Origin of the sequence: Acinetobacter rudis, assembly GCF_031157835.1 — a bacterium.
Lineage (GTDB): Bacteria > Pseudomonadota > Gammaproteobacteria > Pseudomonadales > Moraxellaceae > Acinetobacter > Acinetobacter rudis_A.
Map to the genome: position 1 here is coordinate 382,552 of NZ_JAVIDR010000002.1, position 22,959 is coordinate 405,510.

Annotated in this window: 18 protein-coding genes and 1 tRNA gene; 9 read left to right on the forward strand and 10 right to left on the reverse strand. The window is 37.3% G+C overall.

Features of this window, described 5'->3' with window-relative positions; all coding sequences use genetic code 11:
* Positions 1 to 97 precede the first annotated feature (97 nt).
* The 3 genes from RFH42_RS03855 to RFH42_RS03865 all read right to left on the reverse strand — a co-directional run bounded on the left by RFH42_RS03855 (position 98) and on the right by RFH42_RS03865 (position 4,108).
* A complete protein-coding gene (locus RFH42_RS03855; protein ID WP_308974235.1) occupies positions 98 to 1,114 on the reverse strand; it encodes an Ldh family oxidoreductase in 1,017 nt (338 codons plus the stop codon).
* Positions 1,115 to 1,127: 13 nt separating this feature from the next.
* On the reverse strand, positions 1,128 to 2,531 hold the full coding sequence (locus RFH42_RS03860; RefSeq protein WP_374990810.1) for an amino acid permease: 1,404 nt from the start codon (positions 2,529 to 2,531) through the stop codon (positions 1,128 to 1,130).
* 185 nt (positions 2,532 to 2,716) lie between these two features.
* Positions 2,717 to 4,108 (reverse strand): amino acid permease, encoded by a 1,392-nt coding sequence (locus RFH42_RS03865; RefSeq protein ID WP_308974237.1) that lies wholly within the window; start codon positions 4,106 to 4,108, stop codon positions 2,717 to 2,719.
* Positions 4,109 to 4,553: 445 nt separating this feature from the next.
* Between RFH42_RS03865 and RFH42_RS03870 the strand changes: the two genes are divergently transcribed.
* From RFH42_RS03870 to RFH42_RS03880, 3 genes are all read left to right on the forward strand, one after another.
* Positions 4,554 to 5,825 (forward strand): Glu/Leu/Phe/Val family dehydrogenase, encoded by a 1,272-nt coding sequence (locus RFH42_RS03870; protein ID WP_308974238.1) that lies wholly within the window; start codon positions 4,554 to 4,556, stop codon positions 5,823 to 5,825.
* Between the two features lie 48 nt (positions 5,826 to 5,873).
* Positions 5,874 to 7,037, forward strand: coding sequence for a hypothetical protein (locus tag RFH42_RS03875; protein WP_308974239.1), 1,164 nt, complete (start codon positions 5,874 to 5,876; stop codon positions 7,035 to 7,037).
* 284 nt (positions 7,038 to 7,321) lie between these two features.
* Positions 7,322 to 8,257, forward strand: coding sequence for a LysR substrate-binding domain-containing protein (locus RFH42_RS03880; protein WP_308974240.1), 936 nt, complete (start codon positions 7,322 to 7,324; stop codon positions 8,255 to 8,257).
* A gap of 50 nt (positions 8,258 to 8,307) precedes the next feature.
* Here RFH42_RS03880 and RFH42_RS03885 read toward each other — a convergent pair whose 3' ends face one another.
* The 5 genes from RFH42_RS03885 to RFH42_RS03905 form a co-directional block, all read right to left on the reverse strand.
* Entirely contained in the window at positions 8,308 to 11,262 is a 2,955-nt protein-coding gene (locus tag RFH42_RS03885; RefSeq protein WP_308974241.1) for an FAD-binding and (Fe-S)-binding domain-containing protein, read from the reverse strand.
* A 97-nt stretch (positions 11,263 to 11,359) separates the two neighbouring features.
* Positions 11,360 to 12,643 (reverse strand): L-pipecolate oxidase, encoded by a 1,284-nt coding sequence (amaA, locus tag RFH42_RS03890; protein WP_308974243.1) that lies wholly within the window; start codon positions 12,641 to 12,643, stop codon positions 11,360 to 11,362.
* Between the two features lie 154 nt (positions 12,644 to 12,797).
* Positions 12,798 to 14,291, reverse strand: coding sequence for an L-piperidine-6-carboxylate dehydrogenase (gene amaB, locus RFH42_RS03895; RefSeq protein ID WP_374990804.1), 1,494 nt, complete (start codon positions 14,289 to 14,291; stop codon positions 12,798 to 12,800).
* 46 nt (positions 14,292 to 14,337) lie between these two features.
* Positions 14,338 to 15,723: a 2-oxoadipate dioxygenase/decarboxylase HglS gene (hglS, locus tag RFH42_RS03900; protein ID WP_308974244.1), complete on the reverse strand. Its 1,386-nt coding sequence runs from the start codon at positions 15,721 to 15,723 to the stop codon at positions 14,338 to 14,340.
* A complete protein-coding gene (locus RFH42_RS03905; protein ID WP_308974245.1) occupies positions 15,723 to 17,000 on the reverse strand; it encodes a 2-aminoadipate transaminase in 1,278 nt (425 codons plus the stop codon). The genes hglS and RFH42_RS03905 overlap by 1 nt, the downstream gene beginning before the upstream one ends.
* 400 nt (positions 17,001 to 17,400) lie before the next feature.
* Here RFH42_RS03905 and RFH42_RS03910 point away from each other — a divergent pair, with 400 nt between their 5' ends.
* On the forward strand, positions 17,401 to 17,757 hold the full coding sequence (locus RFH42_RS03910; protein ID WP_308974246.1) for a lysozyme inhibitor LprI family protein: 357 nt from the start codon (positions 17,401 to 17,403) through the stop codon (positions 17,755 to 17,757).
* A 254-nt stretch (positions 17,758 to 18,011) separates the two neighbouring features.
* Here RFH42_RS03910 and RFH42_RS03915 read toward each other — a convergent pair whose 3' ends face one another.
* Positions 18,012 to 18,494, reverse strand: coding sequence for a hypothetical protein (locus tag RFH42_RS03915; protein WP_308974247.1), 483 nt, complete (start codon positions 18,492 to 18,494; stop codon positions 18,012 to 18,014).
* Between the two features lie 107 nt (positions 18,495 to 18,601).
* On the opposite strand from RFH42_RS03915, the gene RFH42_RS03920 reads away from it, so the two are divergent.
* On the forward strand, positions 18,602 to 18,811 hold the full coding sequence (locus RFH42_RS03920; protein WP_308974248.1) for a type II toxin-antitoxin system RelB/DinJ family antitoxin: 210 nt from the start codon (positions 18,602 to 18,604) through the stop codon (positions 18,809 to 18,811).
* 598 nt (positions 18,812 to 19,409) lie between these two features.
* Here RFH42_RS03920 and RFH42_RS03925 read toward each other — a convergent pair.
* Positions 19,410 to 19,485: transfer RNA gene (locus tag RFH42_RS03925), tRNA-Arg, on the reverse strand.
* Between the two features lie 183 nt (positions 19,486 to 19,668).
* Between RFH42_RS03925 and RFH42_RS03930 the strand changes: the two genes are divergently transcribed.
* From RFH42_RS03930 to RFH42_RS03945, 4 genes are read left to right on the forward strand one after another with little or no spacing between them, the layout of a single operon-like run.
* Positions 19,669 to 20,604 (forward strand): ABC transporter ATP-binding protein, encoded by a 936-nt coding sequence (locus RFH42_RS03930; RefSeq protein ID WP_308974249.1) that lies wholly within the window; start codon positions 19,669 to 19,671, stop codon positions 20,602 to 20,604.
* The gene (locus RFH42_RS03935; protein ID WP_308974250.1) at positions 20,601 to 21,374 is read left to right on the forward strand and encodes an ABC transporter permease; all 774 of its coding nucleotides are present in this window, start codon (positions 20,601 to 20,603) and stop codon (positions 21,372 to 21,374) included. The genes RFH42_RS03930 and RFH42_RS03935 overlap by 4 nt, the downstream gene beginning before the upstream one ends.
* Entirely contained in the window at positions 21,371 to 22,192 is an 822-nt protein-coding gene (gene queF, locus RFH42_RS03940; protein ID WP_308974251.1) for an NADPH-dependent 7-cyano-7-deazaguanine reductase QueF, read from the forward strand. The genes RFH42_RS03935 and queF overlap by 4 nt, the downstream gene beginning before the upstream one ends.
* Positions 22,193 to 22,209: 17 nt before the next feature.
* Entirely contained in the window at positions 22,210 to 22,860 is a 651-nt protein-coding gene (locus tag RFH42_RS03945) for a hypothetical protein (RefSeq protein ID WP_308974252.1), read from the forward strand.
* Positions 22,861 to 22,959: the final 99 nt, after the last annotated feature.

A 22,959-nucleotide genomic window follows, 5' to 3' on the forward strand; every position in this document is an offset into this window, starting at 1 on the left:
ATGCCCTATAGCCAAGTCAACATTAATTCAGGTCAGCTTTAATCCACTCATGAATAGCTCATAATAAACAAAGTACATACTCTGCATGATTTAGTGTTTAGCTGTTGAGGTACTCCAGCAAATCTTCATAGACACTCTGATTTAATTGTACTGTTCCAGAAGCCAAATTTTTAGCACGCGCCTGATAACGTCGTGCAGAAGGAAGACGAATCTTTTGATCTTCATAACCATTAAATAATTGTTCAGCATTATTCATATACTGTGATGTTAAACCACCCAATAATTTTTCTGGAGATATGGCCAAAATAAACTCACCACCTAAAGGTGACCCACCAGCACCTGCATCTTTTTGTTGCGACTCTATACTAAGTACATCGCCAATCAATGGCCCAGCAAGAAGCTCAATCATTGCAGCTAAAGCTGAACCTTTGTGCGCACCAAAGGTTTTCATTGCACCAGAACTTAGAATAATCTCTGGGTCATTTGTTGGCTTTCCTTCAGCATCTACACCACAACCATCAGGTAATAGTTGACCATTTTTGCGATATAACTCGATATCCCCTCTTGCTAAAGCTGTAGTAGAAAAATCAAAAATAAATGGATGAGCGCCATCAGGTCTTGGCCATCCAAATGCCATTGGGTTGGTGCCCAATAATGGTATTTTTCCACCTTCTGGTACAACCCAAGCATGGTTTGAAGTACATACAAAAGCCACCAAACCTTGATTTACCAATAACTCAACTTCGTACCACAAAGCCGTAGTATGCACACTATTATTTAAAGCTAACAATGCAACACCTTGAGCTTTAGCTTTCTCTACGACCAATGGTATAGATGTTTGCAAAGCAAATGGCGCCATTGCGGATTGAACATCAACTTTAATAACACTAGGACTTAGATCATGAATTATAGGCAATGAGCTTGCTGAAACTTTACCCTTCTTTAAAGACACCACACAATTGAGTAAACGATATAAACCATGTGAGTGGCAGTCATCAAGCTGTGCTTGCATTAATACTTTTTCAATGGCTTGAACATGTGTTGTACTATAGCCAGCCTTCATCAAGACCTGATTACAGAGTTGCTTTGCCTGTGTATGAGTCAGTGTTATCATTTTAAAATCCTTTTTAATTGTCAGCTAATGTTGAAGAAAGTACTGAAGATTGATGTTGTTTCTTTTTCCGAATAAAACTCATCAATAAAATAAATCCAGCCAGTGATAATGTGACAATAGTTTCTGAACGATGCTGCTCAGAAAAGAACATATAGCCCAGCACACTAAACATTACCGCGATAATAAAATAGGTTAACCAAGGAAAGAGCCACATTTTAAATTTGAGTTTGACACCTTGTTTTTCTAAACGTGAGCGTGAAACCAACTGAGAAAATGCGATGACCAAATAAACTAATAATCCAATCGCATTCATGGTCGACAACAGCACCATAAAGACCTGTTCGGGAAAACAATAGTTAATCGCTACAGCAGCTACGGCTATTACTGTACAAGCAACAACGGCATAACGAGGTACACCATTATTTGAAACCTGAGCAATAAACTTCGGTGCATCGCCACGTTGACTTAATGAAAACAACATACGTGAGGCAGTATATAATCCTGAATTTAGAACACTGGTCACCGCAATAAAAACGATTAAATCCATTACAAGACGTGCACCTGGTACATTTAACCGATATAAAACATACTGGAAAGTCCCCATTTCTTGCAGCCCAGGATCATTCCAAGGCACAATACATAACACCAAGAAAATTGAAACAATATAGAAAAGTGCAATCCGAGCAATAACCAAGTTACATGCTTTTTTAATTTGTACTTCTGGATTTTTAGCCTCAGCTGCTAAAATTGATAACATTTCCACCCCAAAAAAGGTGAACATGGAAATCATCATCCCCGTCAAAATGGAACCATAACCATTAGGGATAAACCCACCATAATTAAGCATGTTGCTAAAACCACTAATATTTTTTTGTTCTACTAATGGCCAAAACCCAAAAATAGCCAATGTACAAAATAAACAAAAACCGATAATTGCAATGACCTTCAGTAACGCAAACCAAAATTCAAATTCACCAAACTTGCGAACATCCATCAAATTGCTACAAGCCAATAAAACAATTGAGATTACGGCAAATAACCAAGCAGGTATTTCAGGGAAATAATGATGAAAAATATTCGCCCCTAAAATTGATTCAAATGCAACAACCAAAACCCAAAACCACCAATACAACCAACCAATAGTAAACCCTGCCCAATGCCCTAAAGATTCACTTGCATAGGTCGAAAATGCACCAGAATCTGGTTTACGAATGGCCATTTCACCTAACATTCTCATGACAAATAACACCATAATTCCTGTTAGAGCATATGAAAGTAGAATCGCTGGGCCAATCGTATTAAGCGCTGTGGCGGAGACAACAAATAAACCAGCACCGACAATACCTCCCAAAGTAATCATGGAAACTTGTCTATTTGATAATGCATGTTTTAGTTTTGTGTCATTTGTATTATTAATCATAAAATCCCTTTAATCATAATTTGATTAGATTAAATATTTACATCCATACATTTAAATGTAAATTACCACCTATTATAAAGTGCAGGACTTTTTAGAATAATCTAATTCTTTTTTTCTTTCAAATTCGAATAATAAAAAATCGCCTTATTCAGGCGATTATTAAAATAAATATAAAATATTAACTACATGACTTTTAAAAACAATTCCTCACGATTTCTTTTTCGAGTGACAATTTTACTAAGTAAAACTACCAATATAGTAATACTGATCGAGAAATAGGTTTCATAGCGATATTCTGGTGAGAAAAACATATATCCTAGTACAGTTGAAATGACAGCAATTACAGCCCAAGTTAACCATGGAAAGAGCCACATTTTAAACTCTAAAACCACACCGTTTTGCTGTATCCGATATCGCATTTTTAGTTGTGATATCGCAATGACTAAATAGACCATTAATGCAATGGCGCCTGTTGAAGAAAGTAAGAAACTAAAAACTTGACCAGGAAAGGCATAGTTTGCATAACAACCTACAAAACCAGCAGCACTAGATGCCAATACAGCCACACGAGGTACTCCATTTGGAGTCAATTTCATTACCATACGTGGAGCATCTTGACGTACACCAAGTGAAAATAACATCCGAGAGGCAATGTAAATACCCGTATTCATACAGCTGCACACTGCTATAAATACTACAAAGTCAATAATTAGTCTGGTTTCTGGTACATTCAATACATGCAGTACATATTGAAAAGTCCCCATTTCAGTAAGACCAGGAGCACTCCAATCAACCAAAGCTACAACCAAAAAGATCGACAAGATATAAAATAGTGCAATTCGATAAATCACTAGATTGGTTGCTTTACGAATTTGTTGCTGTGGATTTTTAGACTCTGCTGCAGCAATAGATACAACCTCAGAACCAAAAAAAGAAAAGATTGTCACTAAAATGCCAGAGAACACAGCACCAATACCATTTGGCATAAAGCCACCATGAGCATATAAATGGGACACGCCACCTACCTTTGCCAGTGGCCAGAAACCCAATACTGCGGCAAGTCCAATGGCAATAAAGGCAATGATGGCAACCACTTTGATTAAAGCGAACCAATACTCAAATTCACCGAAGTTTTTCACATTCAATAAATTACTGATGGTCAAAACCAGCATAATGCCTACCGCATAAACCCATGAAGGTAAGGATGGAAAATAATGATGTAAAATATTTGCCCCAGCAATTGCTTCAACTGGAATAATTAATACCCAAAACCACCAATATAACCAACCGATACTAAAGCCTGCCCAAGGACCAATTGCACTTGCGGCATAAGTAGAAAACGATCCTGAGTCTGGCTGCAACACCGCCATTTCCCCTAGCATTCGCATCACTAAAAACACCAATATGCCAGTTAACGCATAAGAAATTAAAATTGCGGGGCCTGCAACTTGTATTGCGGAAGCTGAACCAATAAAAAGCCCAGCACCAATCATCCCACCAATGGTAATCATGGTCACTTGGCGGTTAGATAAACTCGCACTTAAGGTAGATGATCCTTGTGAAATATTGCCCATTAAAATCCCTTTTTCTAAATAGTTTTATCAATACCTCTAAGATCGGTGAATCCCCACCATCCTGACTTGAATGACAATATACTGTTATGTTGTATTCATGCTTTTACAGAGGAAAATATTGATATTGTGATTACTTCTCAACTTTCGTTTGAGTATCTTTAGCAAGGCTACTTTTAACAAGCGAAAAAAGGGAATACCCTCACAACTTCTTTTCATAAATATTTTATTTTTATTTAATACTTTTTATTTTTATTCATCTAATAATATAAACAACATTATTTCAAACCCACTGTTTTACATTAAGCTTCAATTTTTTATTCATTTACATTTTTATTTTAAAATAATGTAAATACTATAAAAAATAGATCTATTTAAAATACAGATCGACAAATAAAGCTTTGATCTAGAACAATGATAAATAAAAGGACTTTTATTAGGTTGCGCTATGAATCAACTCTCATATGTACATCAAGACCAATCTGCATGGAATAACTATTTAACTCAATTAGACCGAGTTGCTCCTTATTTGGAGGACTTAAATGATCAACTCGATACATTAAAACGCCCCAAACGAGCGATGATCGTAAATATCCCCGTAGAAATGGATGACGGTACTATTCGGCATTTTGAGGGATTTCGCGTTCAACACAGCCTAACACGTGGACCTGGCAAGGGCGGTGTTCGTTTTCATCCTTGTGTTGATTTAAATGAAGTTATGGCACTTTCAGCGTGGATGACCATTAAATGTGCAGCAATAGACCTTCCTTTTGGTGGTGCTAAAGGTGGAGTCCGTGTAGACCCATCATTATTATCCAAACGAGAACTCGAACGTTTGACGCGTCGTTATACTGCAGAAATTAATAATATTATTGGGCCACAAAAAGATATTCCTGCCCCAGATGTCGGTACCAATGCTCAGGTGATGGCTTGGATGATGGATACTTATTCAATGAATGCTGGTTCAACCGTTACTGGCGTAGTCACAGGAAAACCCGTCCATCTTGGTGGCTCTTTGGGCCGCTCTAAAGCAACAGGCCGTGGCGTTTTCATTACTGGAAATGAAATTGCCGCAAAAATTCAATTAAAAATTCAACAAGCCAAAGTCTGTGTTCAAGGATTTGGTAATGTCGGTGCTGAGGCTGCATATTTATTTGCACAAGCTGGTGCAAAAATCATTTGTATCCAAGATCATAGTGCCACGCTATATCAGGAAGATGGCATTGATATAGAAGCATTACAACACTATCAACATACACATGGCAAAATTCAAGGTTATTGTCCCAACAATGAAATTGAGTCTACACAATTCTGGAAAATTCCAGCAGAGATTTTCATTCCTGCTGCACTTGAAAATGTCATTTCCCCCGAAATAGCGCAAAGCATACAAACTCGATTAATTCTTGAAGGTTCAAATGGACCAACACTCGCTGCAGCAGATGATATTTTAGCAAAGCGTCATATTACCTTAGTACCTGATGTCATCTGTAATGCAGGAGGTGTCACTGTAAGTTATTTTGAATGGGTTCAAGACTTGGCAAGTTTCTTTTGGAGTGAGGATGAAATTAATCAACGCCTAGATCGCATTATGTGCCATGCAATAAATACAGTTTGGGACAAAGCCTTAGATAAAAATTGTTCACTGCGTACCGCTGCATATATCGTTGCTTGTGAACGAATTTTAATTGCTCGTAAAGAACGCGGTACTTATCCGGGGTAATTACCCCCTAGCATCATTTCAACTTTTGGCATATGGAAGCGCCTAAACATGAGATTTTCTTTTAACACAATCGTTTTTCCTCTAAGTATGAGCTTGATACCTTTTACAGTTGCTGCATCTCCATTCAGCTTTGGCAGTGCTGAGCAAAAAATGGGGCAATTAGAAATATCAGGTTGGCTCAGAGCCAATATTCAAAACAAAAGCTATTCTGATGAAGAGCATAAGCTCAAATTTGATGCTGCAAAGTTAGCACTCAAATATCAACGTGATAAATTTGAAGGAAATTTTGAATACCGTTGTTATCAATTTGATAAATTATGCGATTTTTCATCATTAGTCGATGCCAATATTCGTTACCAATTTAGCCCGAATCATCTGCTCCAAGTCGGCGTACAAGAAATTCCTTTCGGCCCAGCGAGAAGTTGGTCTAGTAATTGGTATGGTGGCATATTGGTTAATATGGGTTTAGAAGATGTTCATAACTTAGGGATAAAATATCAATATCCCATTGGCTCAACACAGTTAGAGTTCGCTTACTTTACTGGTGATGCTGGTAGCTATACTGGCAAAAGTCGCGATGCTGCACGGTATAGTGCAAATCTAGTACAAACAGATTCTGCACACAGTCAATTAGAAGAAAAAAATATGTGGCTTATGCGAGCACAACACCAATGGGCGCTAGACGATGCTGAGCGATTAAATTTGAATCTAGGAGGTTCATATTGGTTATCTGAAATTAAAAATAAAAGTAATCAGCAATCTGGTGAACGTAAAAGTTGGGCTTTATTCGGTCAACTCGATTATAAACCACTAAAAATTACCTTAACTGGTGGACATAATGATATTAACAATCATGACCCAATATTCACCGATAGCTCCATGTTTGGGTCTTTTGATATGAATTATGCTGTAGCAAATAAAGGCTATTTTTATACTGCGGATTTACTCTACAGTTTTGCTTTAGCGAACGATATTCAGATTAGCCCATATGCAACATTTAGTCAGCTACAGAAATCAACCTCAAATTCCAGTGATTCCACACGCTACATACTCGGTACTCAATTAGATTACAAAAGCATATCGCTCATTGGTGAATACATTATTTCCAAAAATGATGCTTTTGTTGGAGGAAATACATACTCATTTGCACAAGGTGACCCATCTGCTTCACACAACAATCTATTTAATTTAATTTTTCTTTATAAGTTTTAAGTCATTTCAAATAAACAGCCACCTGAGTAACTTTCAGGTGCTCGCTGGCTGTTTATACAGCAAATAAATTTATATCATATAAGATGATACATTTAGATAATGTTTTCATCTGCATATCTATGTTAAAACCACTTAGATTATCTCGTTAAAGTACATGATTTCACATCATTGAGAAAAGGGCTTTCCCTGATGTGAATCTAAGATATTCATTCAATAAGATCAAAGTTAGTTTTTGGCATACAAGACATATGACTTTTATAAATGCCATACGTAAAGGGATTGATATGCAAAAAATGACCGCTAGAACCTACCCGTCTACGACATCACTACGTTGTTTTGAGGCATCTGCTCGTTTTTTAAGCTTCACCAAAGCAGCACAAATTTTGCACATGACTCAAAGTGCTGTGAGTAAACAAGTCGCACATTTAGAGTGTAGTTTAAAAACACAGTTATTTGAACGCTGTTTACATGGTCTACAGCTCACCCCAAGTGGAGCGCTTTTTTTCAAAGAAACTCAACAAATTTTGGGCCAAATTGAACAGTCAGTTTTGAATTTACTCTCACATGGATCTGAAGCAGAAACCTTAAAAATTTCAATACATCCAACACTTTGTGCACGTTGGTTAATTCCCGCTCTCAAAGGTTTTTGTAAACAATATCCTAATTTTCATCTCGATATTCAGGAACAAACGTGTTCGTCTGATTTAGACAACGGCGTTATTGATATTGCCTTCTTATACGGCTCAGGTGTATGGCGTGATATGACCAGCATTGAGTTATTTCCAGAAAACTGTATTGCTGTTTGTTCTCCAGAGTTAATAGATCAACCCTTCAACAGTCTAGATGATTTTCAAAATTATGTATTAATTCAAACCCAATCTCGTCCTCGAGCTTGGGAAGAGTATTTTCAAATGCAGGAAACAATGACAGAACATCCATTGTTTGGCCCTAGATTTGATACCTTCTATGCGTGTATTCATGCTGCAATGTCTGGATGTGGAATTGCTTTAGTTCCTAAGTTTTTAATCGCTAAAGAACTACAAAGTGGTGAACTAGTAGTGGCTTGGCCTTATGAAATGCAGACGCAACACTCTTACTATATGACCTATCCAACATCAATGACCAATACCAATAAAGTCAGTACGATGGTTGAATGGATTCAAAACTTTGTTCAGAAATCCATTCAAGAACAGAAAGTACCCATCAAGTTATCAGCCTAATTTAATTTATAAAAATCGAGTTCATCAACGTGATCAACTCGATTTTTCATTTAAGTGATGAACTGATTTAATATTTGAATCGGATGCAATAACTGTTTTTCATCTACCCTCTTCACCTGAGTTCGACATGAATACCCTGTCGCTAAAACACGTGGGCTAAGTTGACTCACTTTACTTTGCCAAGACTGAGCATAAATTTTTAAAGATAACTCCCGATGTTCAGCCTCATGTCCATAAGTGCCTGCCATACCACAGCACCCCAAAGCTAATTCCTCCAACTCTAAACCACATTGAGCAAAGATCGATTTCCATTGATGGACAGAATGAGGACATTGAGTGCGCTCTGTACAGTGTGCGGCAAGAAAATACTTTTCTTGTTGTTTGCACTTACTATTTAATGGATGCTGTTGCAAATATTGACTCATCCATTCTTGCAGCATTTGTACTTGGTATTGTGCTTTATTCGCCATATCTGCTGGTAGATATTCCTGTCTAAATACTAACGTCATCGCAGGATCAATACCCAACAAGGGAACTCCTGTTGCAGCAGCCTGATTTAAAATTTCAATATTTCTCTGTTTCAATTGTTCAAACTGATTTAAAAACCCATGTACATGAAGTGGCTTCCCATTGGGCATAAAAGGCAGTATATACGGTGTTATCCCTATTTTCTTTAATACAGTTATTGTTTCCAACAAGACTGGCGTATCAAAATATCGAGTAAAGGCATCTTGAACAATAATCACTCGCTTATCAGTAATGCAATCGCCCTGATCCAAACGATGTGATGTAAGTTGACTTAAATCAGACCCTAACAATATTGCACCGTATCTTGCTAAATCGGCTTTTGCTTGCGGATGAAATAAAGGAATATCAACCAATTTAAATAACTTACGCTGTAAATAAATCATCGGGCTAAATTTTTGTAGCAGATTATAAATGGCAGAAACTGGAGACAATTTCGGAATAAAGATTTCCAAACGACTCATGAGATGATCACGAATATGGCGTTTGTTTTTTTGAAAATAACGATGTAAAAATTTAGCTTTCACATCTGGAATATCAACTTTAACTGGACATTGTCCTGAACACGATTTACAAGATAAACAACCATGTAAAGCATCATAAACTTGCTGTTCAAATATTTGATCTTGTTGCTGTGTTTGCTCTCTTCGCAACCATTCTTTAACCAAAGTTGCACGACCTTTAGGCGAATGAATCCGATCTCGTGTCACCTTATATGATGGACACATTGGATCATCAAGATCATAGTTAAAACATGCACCATTACCATTACAATGCATTGTACTTCCAAACTCACTCCAATCTTGTGGGGCAATTTGACGATCAGCCTCTCCTCTTAATGGAACTTCTGTGATAGAAATAAGTTGGGCATGGGGTTTTGATGCAGGTGTTGCAATTTTCCCTGGATTAAGTTGATTATATGGATCAAATAAGGCCTTTATTTTTTGAATCAGTGGATAAGATTCACCAAAAAAAATAGGCGCATATTCAGAGCGTAAACCTTTACCATGCTCTCCCCAAAGTACCCCATGATAACGATGGGTTAATTCCACAACTTGATCGGTGACTCTTTTCATCAATGCTAAGGCATTAGGATCTTTCATATCCATCAATGGCCGAACATGTAAGACCCCAGCATCTACATGGCCGAACATGCCATAATCCAAATGTTCACGATCAAGCAAAGCTCTAAACTCAGCAATATAATCTGCTAAATGCTCAGGCGGTACAGCGGTGTCTTCAACAAATGGTTGGGGGCGCTTTTCACCTTGTACATTCCCCAATAATCCGACTGCTCGCTTACGCATAGCATAAACATGATGAATTGCAAGCTCACCCACAGCTGTACTCATAGTCAGACGCTGTACAGTCTGGTCAGATTGAATATGTTGTAGAAACTCATGCTGTAATTGCATCAACTGCTGTTCACTCGATGCATCAATTTCAACCAAATTAATACCTTGGATTAATTCTGCTTGTTCGGACTCTCCAAAATAGGCTGCAACATTGTTCCAAACAATATCATTCTTCGCTAAATGCAGAACTTTGGAATCAATCGTTTCAACTGATAATGGCTGTAGCTTCATTAAAGCTTTTGCATCAAGTAAAGCTTCATGAAAACTCGCATAACCAATGTTAATTAACATACGGTGCGCAGGTATTGGGAGTAAATTAAGTTTAGCTTCTACAACAACTCCGAGCGTTCCCTCACTCCCACAAATCAAATGATTGAGATTAAATTCCTCTTCATTTAACACATGTGGTAAGTCATAACCCGTTAAAGAACGGTTGAGTTTGGGGAAACTTTTATCTATAACTGTTTTATTCTCAGCTGTAATTTCAAATACGCTTTTATAAATATTACGTTGTAATACCGTTTTAACTTCTGTTTCAGTTTGCCAGTTTGTTCGTTTTAATGCACTCGTTTCAAGCAATTCACCCGATAAGATTACTGTTTTTAAATCCAGCACATGATGATGTGTTTTCCCATATCGGCAGCTCCCCTGCCCACTGGCATCTGTATTGATCATGCCACCAATTGTTGCTCGATTTGATGTTGAAAGTTCAGGTGCAAAAAATAATCCGTAAGGTTTTAATGCCGCATTCAATTGATCCTTCACCACACCAGCTTGTACAGTTGCAGTTCTTGCAACAGGATCAATCTGTAAAATCTGATTCATATGTCGTGATAAATCAATAACAATACCTTGAGTCAATGACTGCCCATTGGTTCCTGTCCCACCACCCCGTGCAGTAATGACCACTTCACGATATTGTTCCAATACTAATAAACTTAAAATTTTTTGAATATCATTGGTATTTTTAGGATAAATCACGGCTTGTGGTTTTAGCTGATAAATCGAATTATCCGTCGAATATACTTGCCGCACTGCATCTGATGAATCAATATCCCCCATAAAATCAGCATCTAGCTGCTTTAAAAATTGCTTGGTTATTGATTGTTGAGGATGATCATTCATAAAACAAAGTGACCCATTAAAAAATTAGCGACAAAAACTCTTGTACATCAACATATATGTACAAGAAATTTTTAATATTGATCAGTAGATATAAAAATTATTGAATAATCCGCAAACATTGCCCTGCATGATAAAGCGCAATCCCTGTGTCATAAAATAACGAACGTGCATTACGGCAAGACAGCGTATTCTCTTCAATCGTTGTAAAGGGTAAGGGCAGCTGTTCACGGTCATCATGATGTAGATAATCTGCAAATGCCTTGCCCATCATGGTTCCCGTTGTAATACCTCGGCCATTATAAGCTGTTGCTGCAACAATCCCTGGAGCGGGTTCAAAAATGCGCATAATATGGTCCTGAGTAAAACCAAACTTACCCGTCCACTGATATTGCCAATTCACTTTACCAAGCTCTGGAAAATATTTTTTTTGCATCAGATTGGCCCAAGATTGATAAAGCCCAGCCTTACCTTGATAAGCACCCACTGTTCCTAACAGTAAACGCCCATCTTTATCACGGCGAATACTAGATAATGCTAAACGTGTATCCCACGAACCATTTTTATGAGGCAATATTTGATCTGCTCGTTGACTTGTTAATGGCTCTGAAGCAATCTGATAATACTGTACGAAGTAAATTGTTTTAAGAATGTCATGCCATTCACCTTCGGTATATGCATTAGTGGCAATCACAACTTTATTTGCCGTCACATTATAGTCTGTCGAATGTACACACCATTGATTGTTTTGCTTGGTTACCCCAGAAACTGAAGACTTTTCATAGATTTTCACCCCCAGCTTTGCTGCTGATGTTGCTAAGCCCGTTACATAGGCATAAGGATTTACTGTACCAGCACGCTTATCAAGTAATGCTTTATGAATTGTTGTAGTACCACAATATTCATGACATTTACTCCCTGTTAATACTTCAACGTCAGCACCACGACGGCTTAACTGTTCATAACGTGTGTCTACATCGGCTTCACCTTCTCGGTTATGCCCCATATGCAGATTGCCAGTTCTCGTTTCCTGTGCATTAATTCCCAAACGATCAATGGTGTCAAAAACCAGCTTTGGTGCTTGACCTAAAGCTGCAGTGAGTTTTTCACCTGCTTTTTCCCCCATAAATACGTTCAATTCATCGGGTTGTGCCCATGTTCCAGCATTCACCAAACCTACATTTCGTCCTGACCCACCTGAACCTACACGCTGCGCCTCAAGTACAGTGACGGTATAACCTTTTTCAGCCAAATGGATTGCAGTTGAAAGACCAGTAAAACCGGCACCAATTACACATACATCAACCTGAATATCTTGGTGTATTTGAGGAAACTCTGGACATTCATCAACAAGAACAGACCACAAAACTTGATCTTTAACCATAGCTTATCTTTCCTTAGCATAACGTTTTATCAGTAGCGGCAGTCTTTGAGCAAAAACGACTTCAATTTTGATCACGACAAATATTATTTGAATTTTCCGCTACTGAATCCAATTGTGACAATGTACATGAGCACACTCATGTACTGCCTAAGACTTAACCGAAATTGATCCCCTGCGCCAATGGCAATTCACGAGAATAATTCACTGTATTTGTTTGGCGACGCATATAATTTTTCCATGCATCTGAACCTGACTCACGACCACCACCAGTTTCTTTTTCGCCACCAAATGCACCGCCAATTTCTGCACCACTGGTACCAATATTGACGTTTGCAATCCCGCAATCACTACCAACATCACTTAAAAACTTTTCAGCTTCACGAAGGTCATTTGAGAACACACACGAAGATAAACCTTGAGGTACATCATTTTGCATTTCAATTGCATCGTCAAAATCTTCATAAGTCATGACATATAAAATAGGTGCAAAAGTTTCTGTTTTCACAACATCATTTTGCTCATCCATTTCTACCAAAGCAGGTTGAACATAATAGGCATTTGGATACTGATCTTGTAGCACACGCTGACCACCATAAACCTTGCCACCAGCCTGTTGAGCACGAGTTAACATCTCTTGCATTTGATTAAAAATAACATGATCAATTAAAGGACCAACTAAGTGACCTTCCAAAGGACTGCCAATTGTTACTGTGTCATATGCTTTTTTCAGCTTCTCAACCACTTCATTTTTAATTGATTTATGCACAATTAGACGACGTAAAGTTGTACAACGCTGACCTGCTGTACCTACAGCTGAGAATAAAATGCCACGAATTGCCAATTCTAGATCTGCACTTGGTGCCAAAATCATTGCATTATTGCCACCTAGCTCAAGAATCGATTTACCAAAACGTTCTGCCACTTTTGGCCCAACGATTTTCCCCATTCTTGTGCTTCCTGTAGCACTGACCAATGCAATACGCTCATCAGTCACCAACAGATTACCAATCTCAGCATCTCCAATTAAGAGTTGCGATACGTGCTCTGGTGCATCTTGACCAAAAATTGCTAATGCCTTATTAAACAACGCCTGACAAGCCAGTGCTGTTAATGGTGTTTTCTCAGATGGCTTCCAAATCACGGTATTACCACAAACCAGTGCTAATGCTGTATTCCATGCCCATACGGCAACAGGAAAGTTAAATGCAGAAATCACCCCAACTACACCCAGTGGATGCCAAGTTTCACGCATATGATGCCCTGGACGCTCTGATGCAATGGTTAAACCGTAAAGTTGACGCGATAGACCTAATGCAAAGTCACAGATATCTATCATTTCTTGTACTTCACCAAGCCCCTCTTGCGTGATTTTTCCAGCCTCCCAAGAAACCAATGCGCCCAATTCTTCTTTATATTCACGTAGTACTTGACCAAAAATTCGGACTAACTCGCCACGGCGCGGTGCAGGGACTTTACGCCACTGTTTAAATGCTTGCTGTGCTTGTTGAATTTTTTGCTCAGTTTGTTCCGAATTGTTTACAACAACTTGAGCAATCACACTGCCATCGATTGGTGTACGAACTTCTAAATGACCATTTTGGTACTGTGCTGTATCTACACCAATTTTGTTTAAAATTTCCTGAATCACGATGCTTTCCTTGGTAAATGTATGAATAAAATAATGGTTAAAATGTTTATGTTGTTGATTGAGTAAGTTTGGTGATAGCGCGTTTCAAAGAATCTTGCTGTATACCTTCATATAGATGAATTTCATCAATCACCTTACGCCCTAAACACTGCTCAAAAACTGCTAAATTAGATACAGATACATAATCTGTCTGTGAGCCTTCACCTAAATTGGACTGAAAAATTCCCGCAGCCGAAACAGGCAAAAAGTCTTCATAAACGATAGGTTCAAAATGAAGTAAACCTTGTTCAATGAGCGCCTCAACATCCGTTGAATCTGACATCTGCAATGAGCAATCTGCTTTAACTTCTGCAAAATAATGGAAATATGCCAGCTTTTGTTGACGTAATTCTGCATAACTATCAGGGAACGCCATAAAGTTTTGAGCAAGTAACGCCATATATTGCTGAGCATTATTTTCAGTTGGTGCTCCACCTAGCTGATGACGGGTTTTATTTAACAATTCATCATAAAGCTTACGACCCTTAGGCGTAAGTGCCACACCACGTTGCTCAATTTCACCAAAACGAGCAGTATGTGTTCCAAGCTCTTGACCTTGAGCTGTTTTAAAAGCCACTTGCTCTTCTAAAGCTTTAAAACTGGTTTGTCTTAATAAAATTGGGCATTTTCTGCGTGGTGGCCCTTCAATTACCGCTTTGGGTGCCATACCTTGGTTGATCATACCCATTTGAATCAAATCAATATCCAATGTGCGAGGCGTTAAATGATTAATATGAGGCCCTTTAAATGCCACCACATCAGCAATGAGTCGATGCTGTTCATGCAATGAGTCGTACAACTCTTTTGTAACTGGGGCCTGTGTATGCCATCTAAAGGTTTCTAATACTTCTCTTACAAAACAATCAGCATCATGTGCCGATAATGCACCTTGCTGTTCAAATTTCTCTGTTAAAGCAAGTGCCTGTTCTGTAAAAATTTGACGCTGACTTAAGGTCTGTTCTGCCAGTTGACGTAATTTTTCATCTGCTATGAGCTCCAAGCGCAATAATGAAGTAAATACACGAAATGGACTTTGATTTAAATCATCGGCCCGAACTGCCCGAAAAGCAGTTGAATGTACAGGAACGCCTGCTGGAACAAGATCGTAATATCCCACTGGTTCCATGCCCATCACAGCAAAAACACGTCGCATATTAAACAACTCTTCTGCTGTTCCTAAGCGAATAGCACCATGACGTTCTAAGGAAAGGCGATCTAGCTCACCTGTCATTTTCAATTGCGCTTGTAATTGAACATCTTGTGCAAGCGTCTGTTGATTGACTGTTTTAACTAAATCCAATAAATCACCATAAAGGGGGACTTCATTTTTGTACATCTCAGACATTAATGCTGAGAATTTGGATCGAATTTCATTTGAACTGATTAAAGTCATCAAGCACTTTCCTTAAAAAATGATTCTTCTCGTGTCTCGGCCAATACTGTTTCTAAAATATCGAGACCTTCTTTTAATACTTCAGCGGTAATCGTGAGCGGAGGCAATAATCGAATAATATTTTTATGCTTTCCGCTTGGCATCAACAGCAAGCCTTTTTCTCTTGCTCTTTGCAGTATTTTGCCCATAAGATCCGTTCCCGGACCTTGTTCCACATGCTGAAGCTCAATACCACGCATTGCACCAATACCAGTTAACTTACCTAACCATGGTGTTAAAGCTTGCTCTTTCCATTGTTGATAGCGCATTTCAATCTGCTGCGTATAATGTGCTGAACTCTGTTGAAAAGCTGTAGACTCCAGTACTTGCAGTGTTGCCAAACCTGCTGCACAGGCAATCGGATTACCCGAATAAGTACCACCTAAAGCACCTTTGATGGGTTTATCCATGAGCGCTTTTTTTGCAATTACAGCACCCAAAGGCATACCACCAGCAATACTTTTTGCAAGTAATAAAAGATCAGGTTCAATACCTAAATAAGGGAATGCAAAGGCCTGACCAGTACGGCCAAAACCAGATTGAATTTCATCAATAATGATTAAGATGCCGTGTTTATTACAGAAATCCCTTAAATACTTCGCAAAATCTGCATCTAATAATTGAAAACCGCCTTCACCTAATACAGGCTCAAAAATAATTGCAGCAATATTTTTCACATCTACTTCAACTTGAAACAAACGTTCTAATGCAGCCTGTGCTTGTGCAGCTGAAATATCATTATCTCGACTCGGATATGGCAAGTGATAAACAGGCCCCGGTAAAGTTCCCAGTCCATCTTTATAAGGTGTTGTCTTACCATTTAGATTTACTGCTGCCAAAGTTCGCCCATGAAAGCCTCCATCAAAGGCAATTACACCAGTTCGACCAGTATTAATTCTTGCGATTTTAAGTGCATTTTCTGTAGCTTCTGCCCCACTATTGGTAAACATCCCTGCAACTGGCTGTTGCATTGGAATAAACTCAATTAACTTTTTCATCAAAGATAAATAAGGCTGATGACGAGCAGCATTAAATGCATAGTGTGTTAATAAACCAGCTTGTTTTTGAATTGCCTCAACAATATCAGGATGACAATGCCCCAAATTTAAAACACCAATACCACCAACAAAATCAATATATCGTTTTTGATTTTCATCCCAAACTTCAGCATTTAAGCCATGACTTAAAGTAATTGGGTGAATCAGACCTAGTGCCTGAGAAATTCCTTGGTTATCCACTCAGATTCTCTTATGTTCTCCATTTCATAAAGCCAATTTAAGAGTTGGTTCAAAATGTCTCAAGCGAATAAAAGTGTTTGTGCTATTCCTTTTTTTCTTAAGCTATTTTTTTATTTTTTAATATTTAAAATCATACAAATAAAGTTAATTTTATTGATAGATAAATAAAATTTACCCACCCAAAAATAAGTCTATTAAACGCGCCATCTGGTATTTTTTTCACCTTGGTCACTTCACATAAAGTCGCTTTTATTACGACCAAGATAAAGTCCTTAATTCACATACTTATGTTCAAACATATGCCCTCTATTTAAGTGTGTGTATAACACCATAAACACTATTGTTTTCTTCAGTAAGTGCCTTATCATAAGTTTAATTATTTATATTATTGGCTAATAAAATGAAAAAGTTATTTTTACTACCACTCTTCGTACTGGCATACTCAAATGCACACGCTGAATGCCAAACAAACAATGTCTATAGTGATATTGCTTGTTATGAGAAACAGCTCAAAGTAGATAAAAGTGAATTAAATAAAATCTACAATGGTTTTTATGCTTCTTTAGATGACGAAGGAAAACTTGTTTTAAATGAATCACAAAAAGCATGGATAGATTATCGAGAAAAAGAATGCAATGGTTTAATGCCTTATTTCAGCTCACAATCACTTGGTGCAGGTAATTACTTAAATACTTTAAGTTGTGTAGCGAACAAAACAGCCGAAAGAATAAAAGAGCTACAAGGTTATTTACACTAAACTCGGCTAAGCTTTTATAACATTAGCATTTATTATCAAAAAACTAGCTATAGCCCATCATCTGCTTAGTAGAACAGTAAAGCTTGATAACTTGCTTTCAGATCTAGAAAAGCAAATACCAAGTAATGGTATTTACTTATAAGTGATCCTTTAGACCGTTTTTGACAAAACAAGAATCAACCTAGGCGTAATTGCTAATGAACATCGAAGCACTGATTGAGCAAGAGAATAAAGGCAGCATAAGCGCTATTATATTAAGCGGACAATAAATCTGATAAAAGCCAATTCTTAAGATCATACAGGAATGTTGGCCATATTTCTTCGGGTATTAGGTTAGAAATACCATCTAAAGCCAAATAGAATTCATCATCATAGTGGATTATGAAGTCATATAAATCTTCGTCTTCAGCAATTTCTGAAAGCTCAAGTAACATTCTAAAGATATTTCTTATTAATTCTTCTGAATATTCGATTGCTTGTGATGATTCAATATATTGTCTTAACACCTCCCTTAAAAAATTTTTCTTTAAAGTAGAGGGTAAGTTCAACCATTCAAATTTAATGTTATAAAAGTAATCTAAAACTTGTTCTTCTTTAGAAAAAAAACAGATTTCCAAAGCTTCCAAAGCTGTAACATTTTTCTCTATTCTATTTATAGCCCAATCTTGAATATCTTTAGCCGATTTTAGATTTAATATTAATTCTAATTTGAACTGAAATTTTTCTATGTCGTTCATTTATCGTTCACTTTTTCTAAAATTAACATAATGCACATTATGCCAACCATACACGTAATGCAATTCGCATTACAATATTTCTATACATTCAATATATGGGAAAAGTGATGGCTACTGTTAACTTCAGGGTTGATGAAGCCCTTAAAGAAAAATCCTATTCAATTCTTAGAGAACACGGTATTGCACCTACTGAGTTTTTTACAAATGTCCTTGAATACGTTGCAATGACTGGCACCCCTCCAGCCCGTTCTAAATGTGTCTGTTTTACTGCAAGGCACGGAATAGCAGAAAAAGTATCAAGTATTGACTATATATAGGTACTTTCAGTCAATATGGGAATTTTTCAATACTGCATTCCACTGCAAAACGTCACATTTGCCCAAATGACAAATAAAGTTCGACTATGATCAAGCACTCAGTGATTACCGCTATGCCAAAAAACGAACATAAATATATCTTTTTCTATGACTTATAATTAAAGTGAGGTAATAAAGTAATAACTATTCTTAACATATTGATATATATAAAATAAATACATTACTTTTAAGTGTAATTCTTTGTAATAATACAAGTAATATTTTATAAGTTATTGATTTTATTATTTGTTTTAGAACATATAAATGACAATTTTACACAGTAATAAATTACTTTGATATTACTTTAAAATTACTTAGTGAAATGAATATAAGATATTGTTTTTAAATAGTTAATTATATAATATTACCTTATTACCTCTAAAATTCTATAGCTCCTAAATTTAAAAACATTCTAGCATTTACGCATTTTGCTCTTTTTTTATACTATTCCGGCTATTTTGATGGGAATGAAATGGGAATTTTTAGGGCTAAAATCACATATAATATACACATGCATATAAATTAAGTTATTGATATTTAATGTTTTATTTTAGTTAAGTGGTGCGCTCAGCGGGACTCGAACCCACGCCACAGGCTTCGGAGACCTGTACTCTATCCAGTTGAGCTATGAGCGCAAAAAGTAGAGCACATCATATCAAAAAAAACCCCAAGGTAAAGCGATTATCTAAATACACTGATTTTGCTGTCTATACTTTGTTCAATGTCCTAAATATGAAACTGTATATTACTTACAGAATACTTGGTTTATTGTACTAGATCACTCACAATAGTGGCTCATTAAACGAAGTGGGTGGTTTATGACTGCAGCATTGACATTAACGGACTTATCTAAAACCTATAGAAATGGTTTTCAGGCACTTAAAGGCATTAATTTGACTGTACCTGAGGGTGAGTTTTATGCCCTACTTGGGCCAAATGGCGCAGGAAAATCAACTACTATTGGTATTATTAGTTCATTAACTCGTAAGACTGCAGGCTCAGTCAATATTTTTGGCTATGATCTCGATCAGCAACCATCTCAAGCCAAACAATGTCTTGGCGTTGTACCACAAGAATTCAATTTTGGTCATTTTGAGAAAACTTTAGATATTTTAGTTACTCAAGCAGGTTACTACGGTATACCCAAAGCGATTGCGTCACAACGTGCAGAACATTATCTTGAAAAACTTGGTCTTTGGGACAAGCGAGATGTGCAAGCACGTATGCTTTCAGGTGGGATGAAACGCCGCCTCATGATTGCCCGTGCAATGATGAATGAGCCTAAACTACTCATTTTAGATGAACCAACTGCGGGTGTTGATATTGAGTTACGTCGTTCCATGTGGGACTTTCTAATCGAAATGAATGAGAAAGGCACCTCAATTATTTTAACAACCCACTATTTAGAAGAAGCAGAAATGCTTTGTCGTAAGATCGCAATCATTGATCGTGGTGTCATAAAAGAAGACACAACCATGAAAGCTTTCCTCAACCAGTTAAATGAAGAATCATTTATTTTTGACCTTGAACAAGCCATTGAACCCTTACAAATTGAAATTGTTGGACTTAAATTTGAGCTCATTGATCCAATGACCTTACAAGTCACCATGGATAAGGCACACAGTCTGAATGACCTCTTTCTTTTATTTCAAGCGCAAGGCATCCAAGTACGGAGTATGCGTAACAAATCAAACCGACTTGAAGAACTGTTTGTAAAAATGGTTGAAAAAAATCTTGATGGAGCACAACCATGAATTTCAACCAAATGAAGATTGCGCTATTTACTCTAGTGCACAAAGAAATTCGTCGTTTTATGCGTATTTGGCCGCAAACATTATTGCCACCAGCAATTACAATGAGCCTATACTTCGTGATTTTTGGTAATTTAGTCGGATCACGCATAGGACAAATGAGTGGTTTTAGCTATATGCAATTCATTGTCCCTGGTCTCATCATGATGGCCGTGATTACCAATAGCTATGCTAACGTTTCTTCAAGTTTTTTCAGTGCAAAATTCCAAAAGAGTATTGAAGAACTCATTATGAGTCCAGTACCTTTATACCTCGTACTTTGGGGTTATGTCATTGGTGGTGTAACTCGGGGTGTCTTAGTGGGTGCCATTGTCACTGCAATGAGTTTATTCTTCACTGAACTAACAATACATAATGTCTTCGTGACGGTATATACCATTATTATCACCTCATTGTTATTTTCATTAGGTGGTTTTATTAATGCAGTTTATGCCAAATCATTTGATGATATTTCCATCATTCCAACCTTTGTACTTACACCGCTTACCTATTTAGGTGGTGTATTCTACTCCATCAGCGCACTTAGCCCTTTTTGGCAAAATCTGTCGCTGATCAACCCAATCGTCTATATGGTAAATGCTTTTCGATATGGCATTTTGGGACACAGTGATGTCAATGTCAGTATTTCACTCATTGTCATCACTCTCTGTTGTGCCATTTTATATGGCATTGCTTATTACTTACTTGCAAATAGTTCGGGAATGCGTGAATGACCGTAGAACTCTCTTTATTAGGTAAAGACACTGTTTACCCTACTGAATATCAACCTGACATTTTATTTCCTATCGCCCGTGCTACTGCACGCGAACAATATAAAGATATTGTAGGTATTTATCAGGGCCAAGATTGGTGGCATATATTTGAGGTATCTTGGTTAAATCAACATGCTGTCCCACAAGTTGCGATTGCGCGCATGAGCTTGCCTGCATCATCACCAAACTTAATCGAATCGAAATCACTCAAACTCTATTTTAATAGTTTAAATTTCACTCGCTTTAATAGTCAGGCTGACTTTATTGCTACTGTAGAGCAAGATCTCTCACGTGCAGCCGAAGCTAAAGTTACAATTGAGCTGTTTCAAGTCGATGATTTAGCAATCTCTCAACCTCAAGGAATATGCCTTGATCAATTACAGCCTACTGGCTTCTCTGCCCACCCTGATGCAAGTTTATTAAAGCTTGATCATGAGGCTCAAGATGAACAGATTGAGGAAATACAATTATATTCTCATCTGCTCAGAAGCAATTGCCCCGTTACAGGTCAACCAGACTGGGGAACAGTTTTTATTCGCTATCAAGGCAAAAAACCTTGTTATCCAAGTATTTTGGCTTATATTATTTCTTATCGTCAGCATAATGGCTTTCATGAACAATGTGTTGAGCAAATTTATGCAGACATTTGGCAAAAACTATCTCCAAAGCAACTCATGGTTTATGCAACGTATACACGACGTGGTGGTTTAGATATTAATCCTTGCCGTGTATCTGATCCATCATGGATGCCAACCCCGATACGTTTAGCTCGTCAATAAGATATTAAGGAAAATACATGTCTTTTTTTGGTTTTAATCCATCTGAAAAGTTAATCAACAATATTCATTTTGGTATACAGAAAAAAAACGCATCTGAACCACTTTACCCTACCCGTGATGAAACTGCTTTATTAATTAATGATGAGATTATTAACGCAATTTTGATTGAAGTTATTCACCGTTTCCCAGTAAGTGACAAAAGAGAAACAGCTGAAAAGCTTGCAGGTTTTATTCAATCAACTGTTGCTGTATTACTTAAACAACTATTAAGTAAGTCACCAAATGAAGTTGTAAGACAGTCCATTGAGTTCTCAGAATCAAGCCTATTTAAAGATTCCGCACAAAATACCCGTGTTGGTTTTGCACTTGATTCTAAATTTACTCAAGACCTCAAAGATCAATTTGCTGAAATTTTGTTAGGCAATGATGTAAACCGTACTGCGTTAAGTGAACTGTATAAACAATTTGCTGATGCAGCGATTCGTCACTTTATGACAGACTTCAATAAGACTCTGGATCTAGGGATGATTAAACGCAAAGCTGCAGATCTTGCTACTTCTGCCGTGACTAAAGCCGTTCATATTGCAGTAGATCGTTTGATTCCTCATTTAACTAAAGAGGAACTTCATGCATTGGCTGAATATCACGACACTTTGTTCTATGTCTAATTTCCCATTGTAAATGAACAAGACCGAGCAATTGCTCGGTTTTTTTTATTCAATTTGAGTCTACAGATTGTCTTCAAAGTTGTTTGTGATAGCATGCGT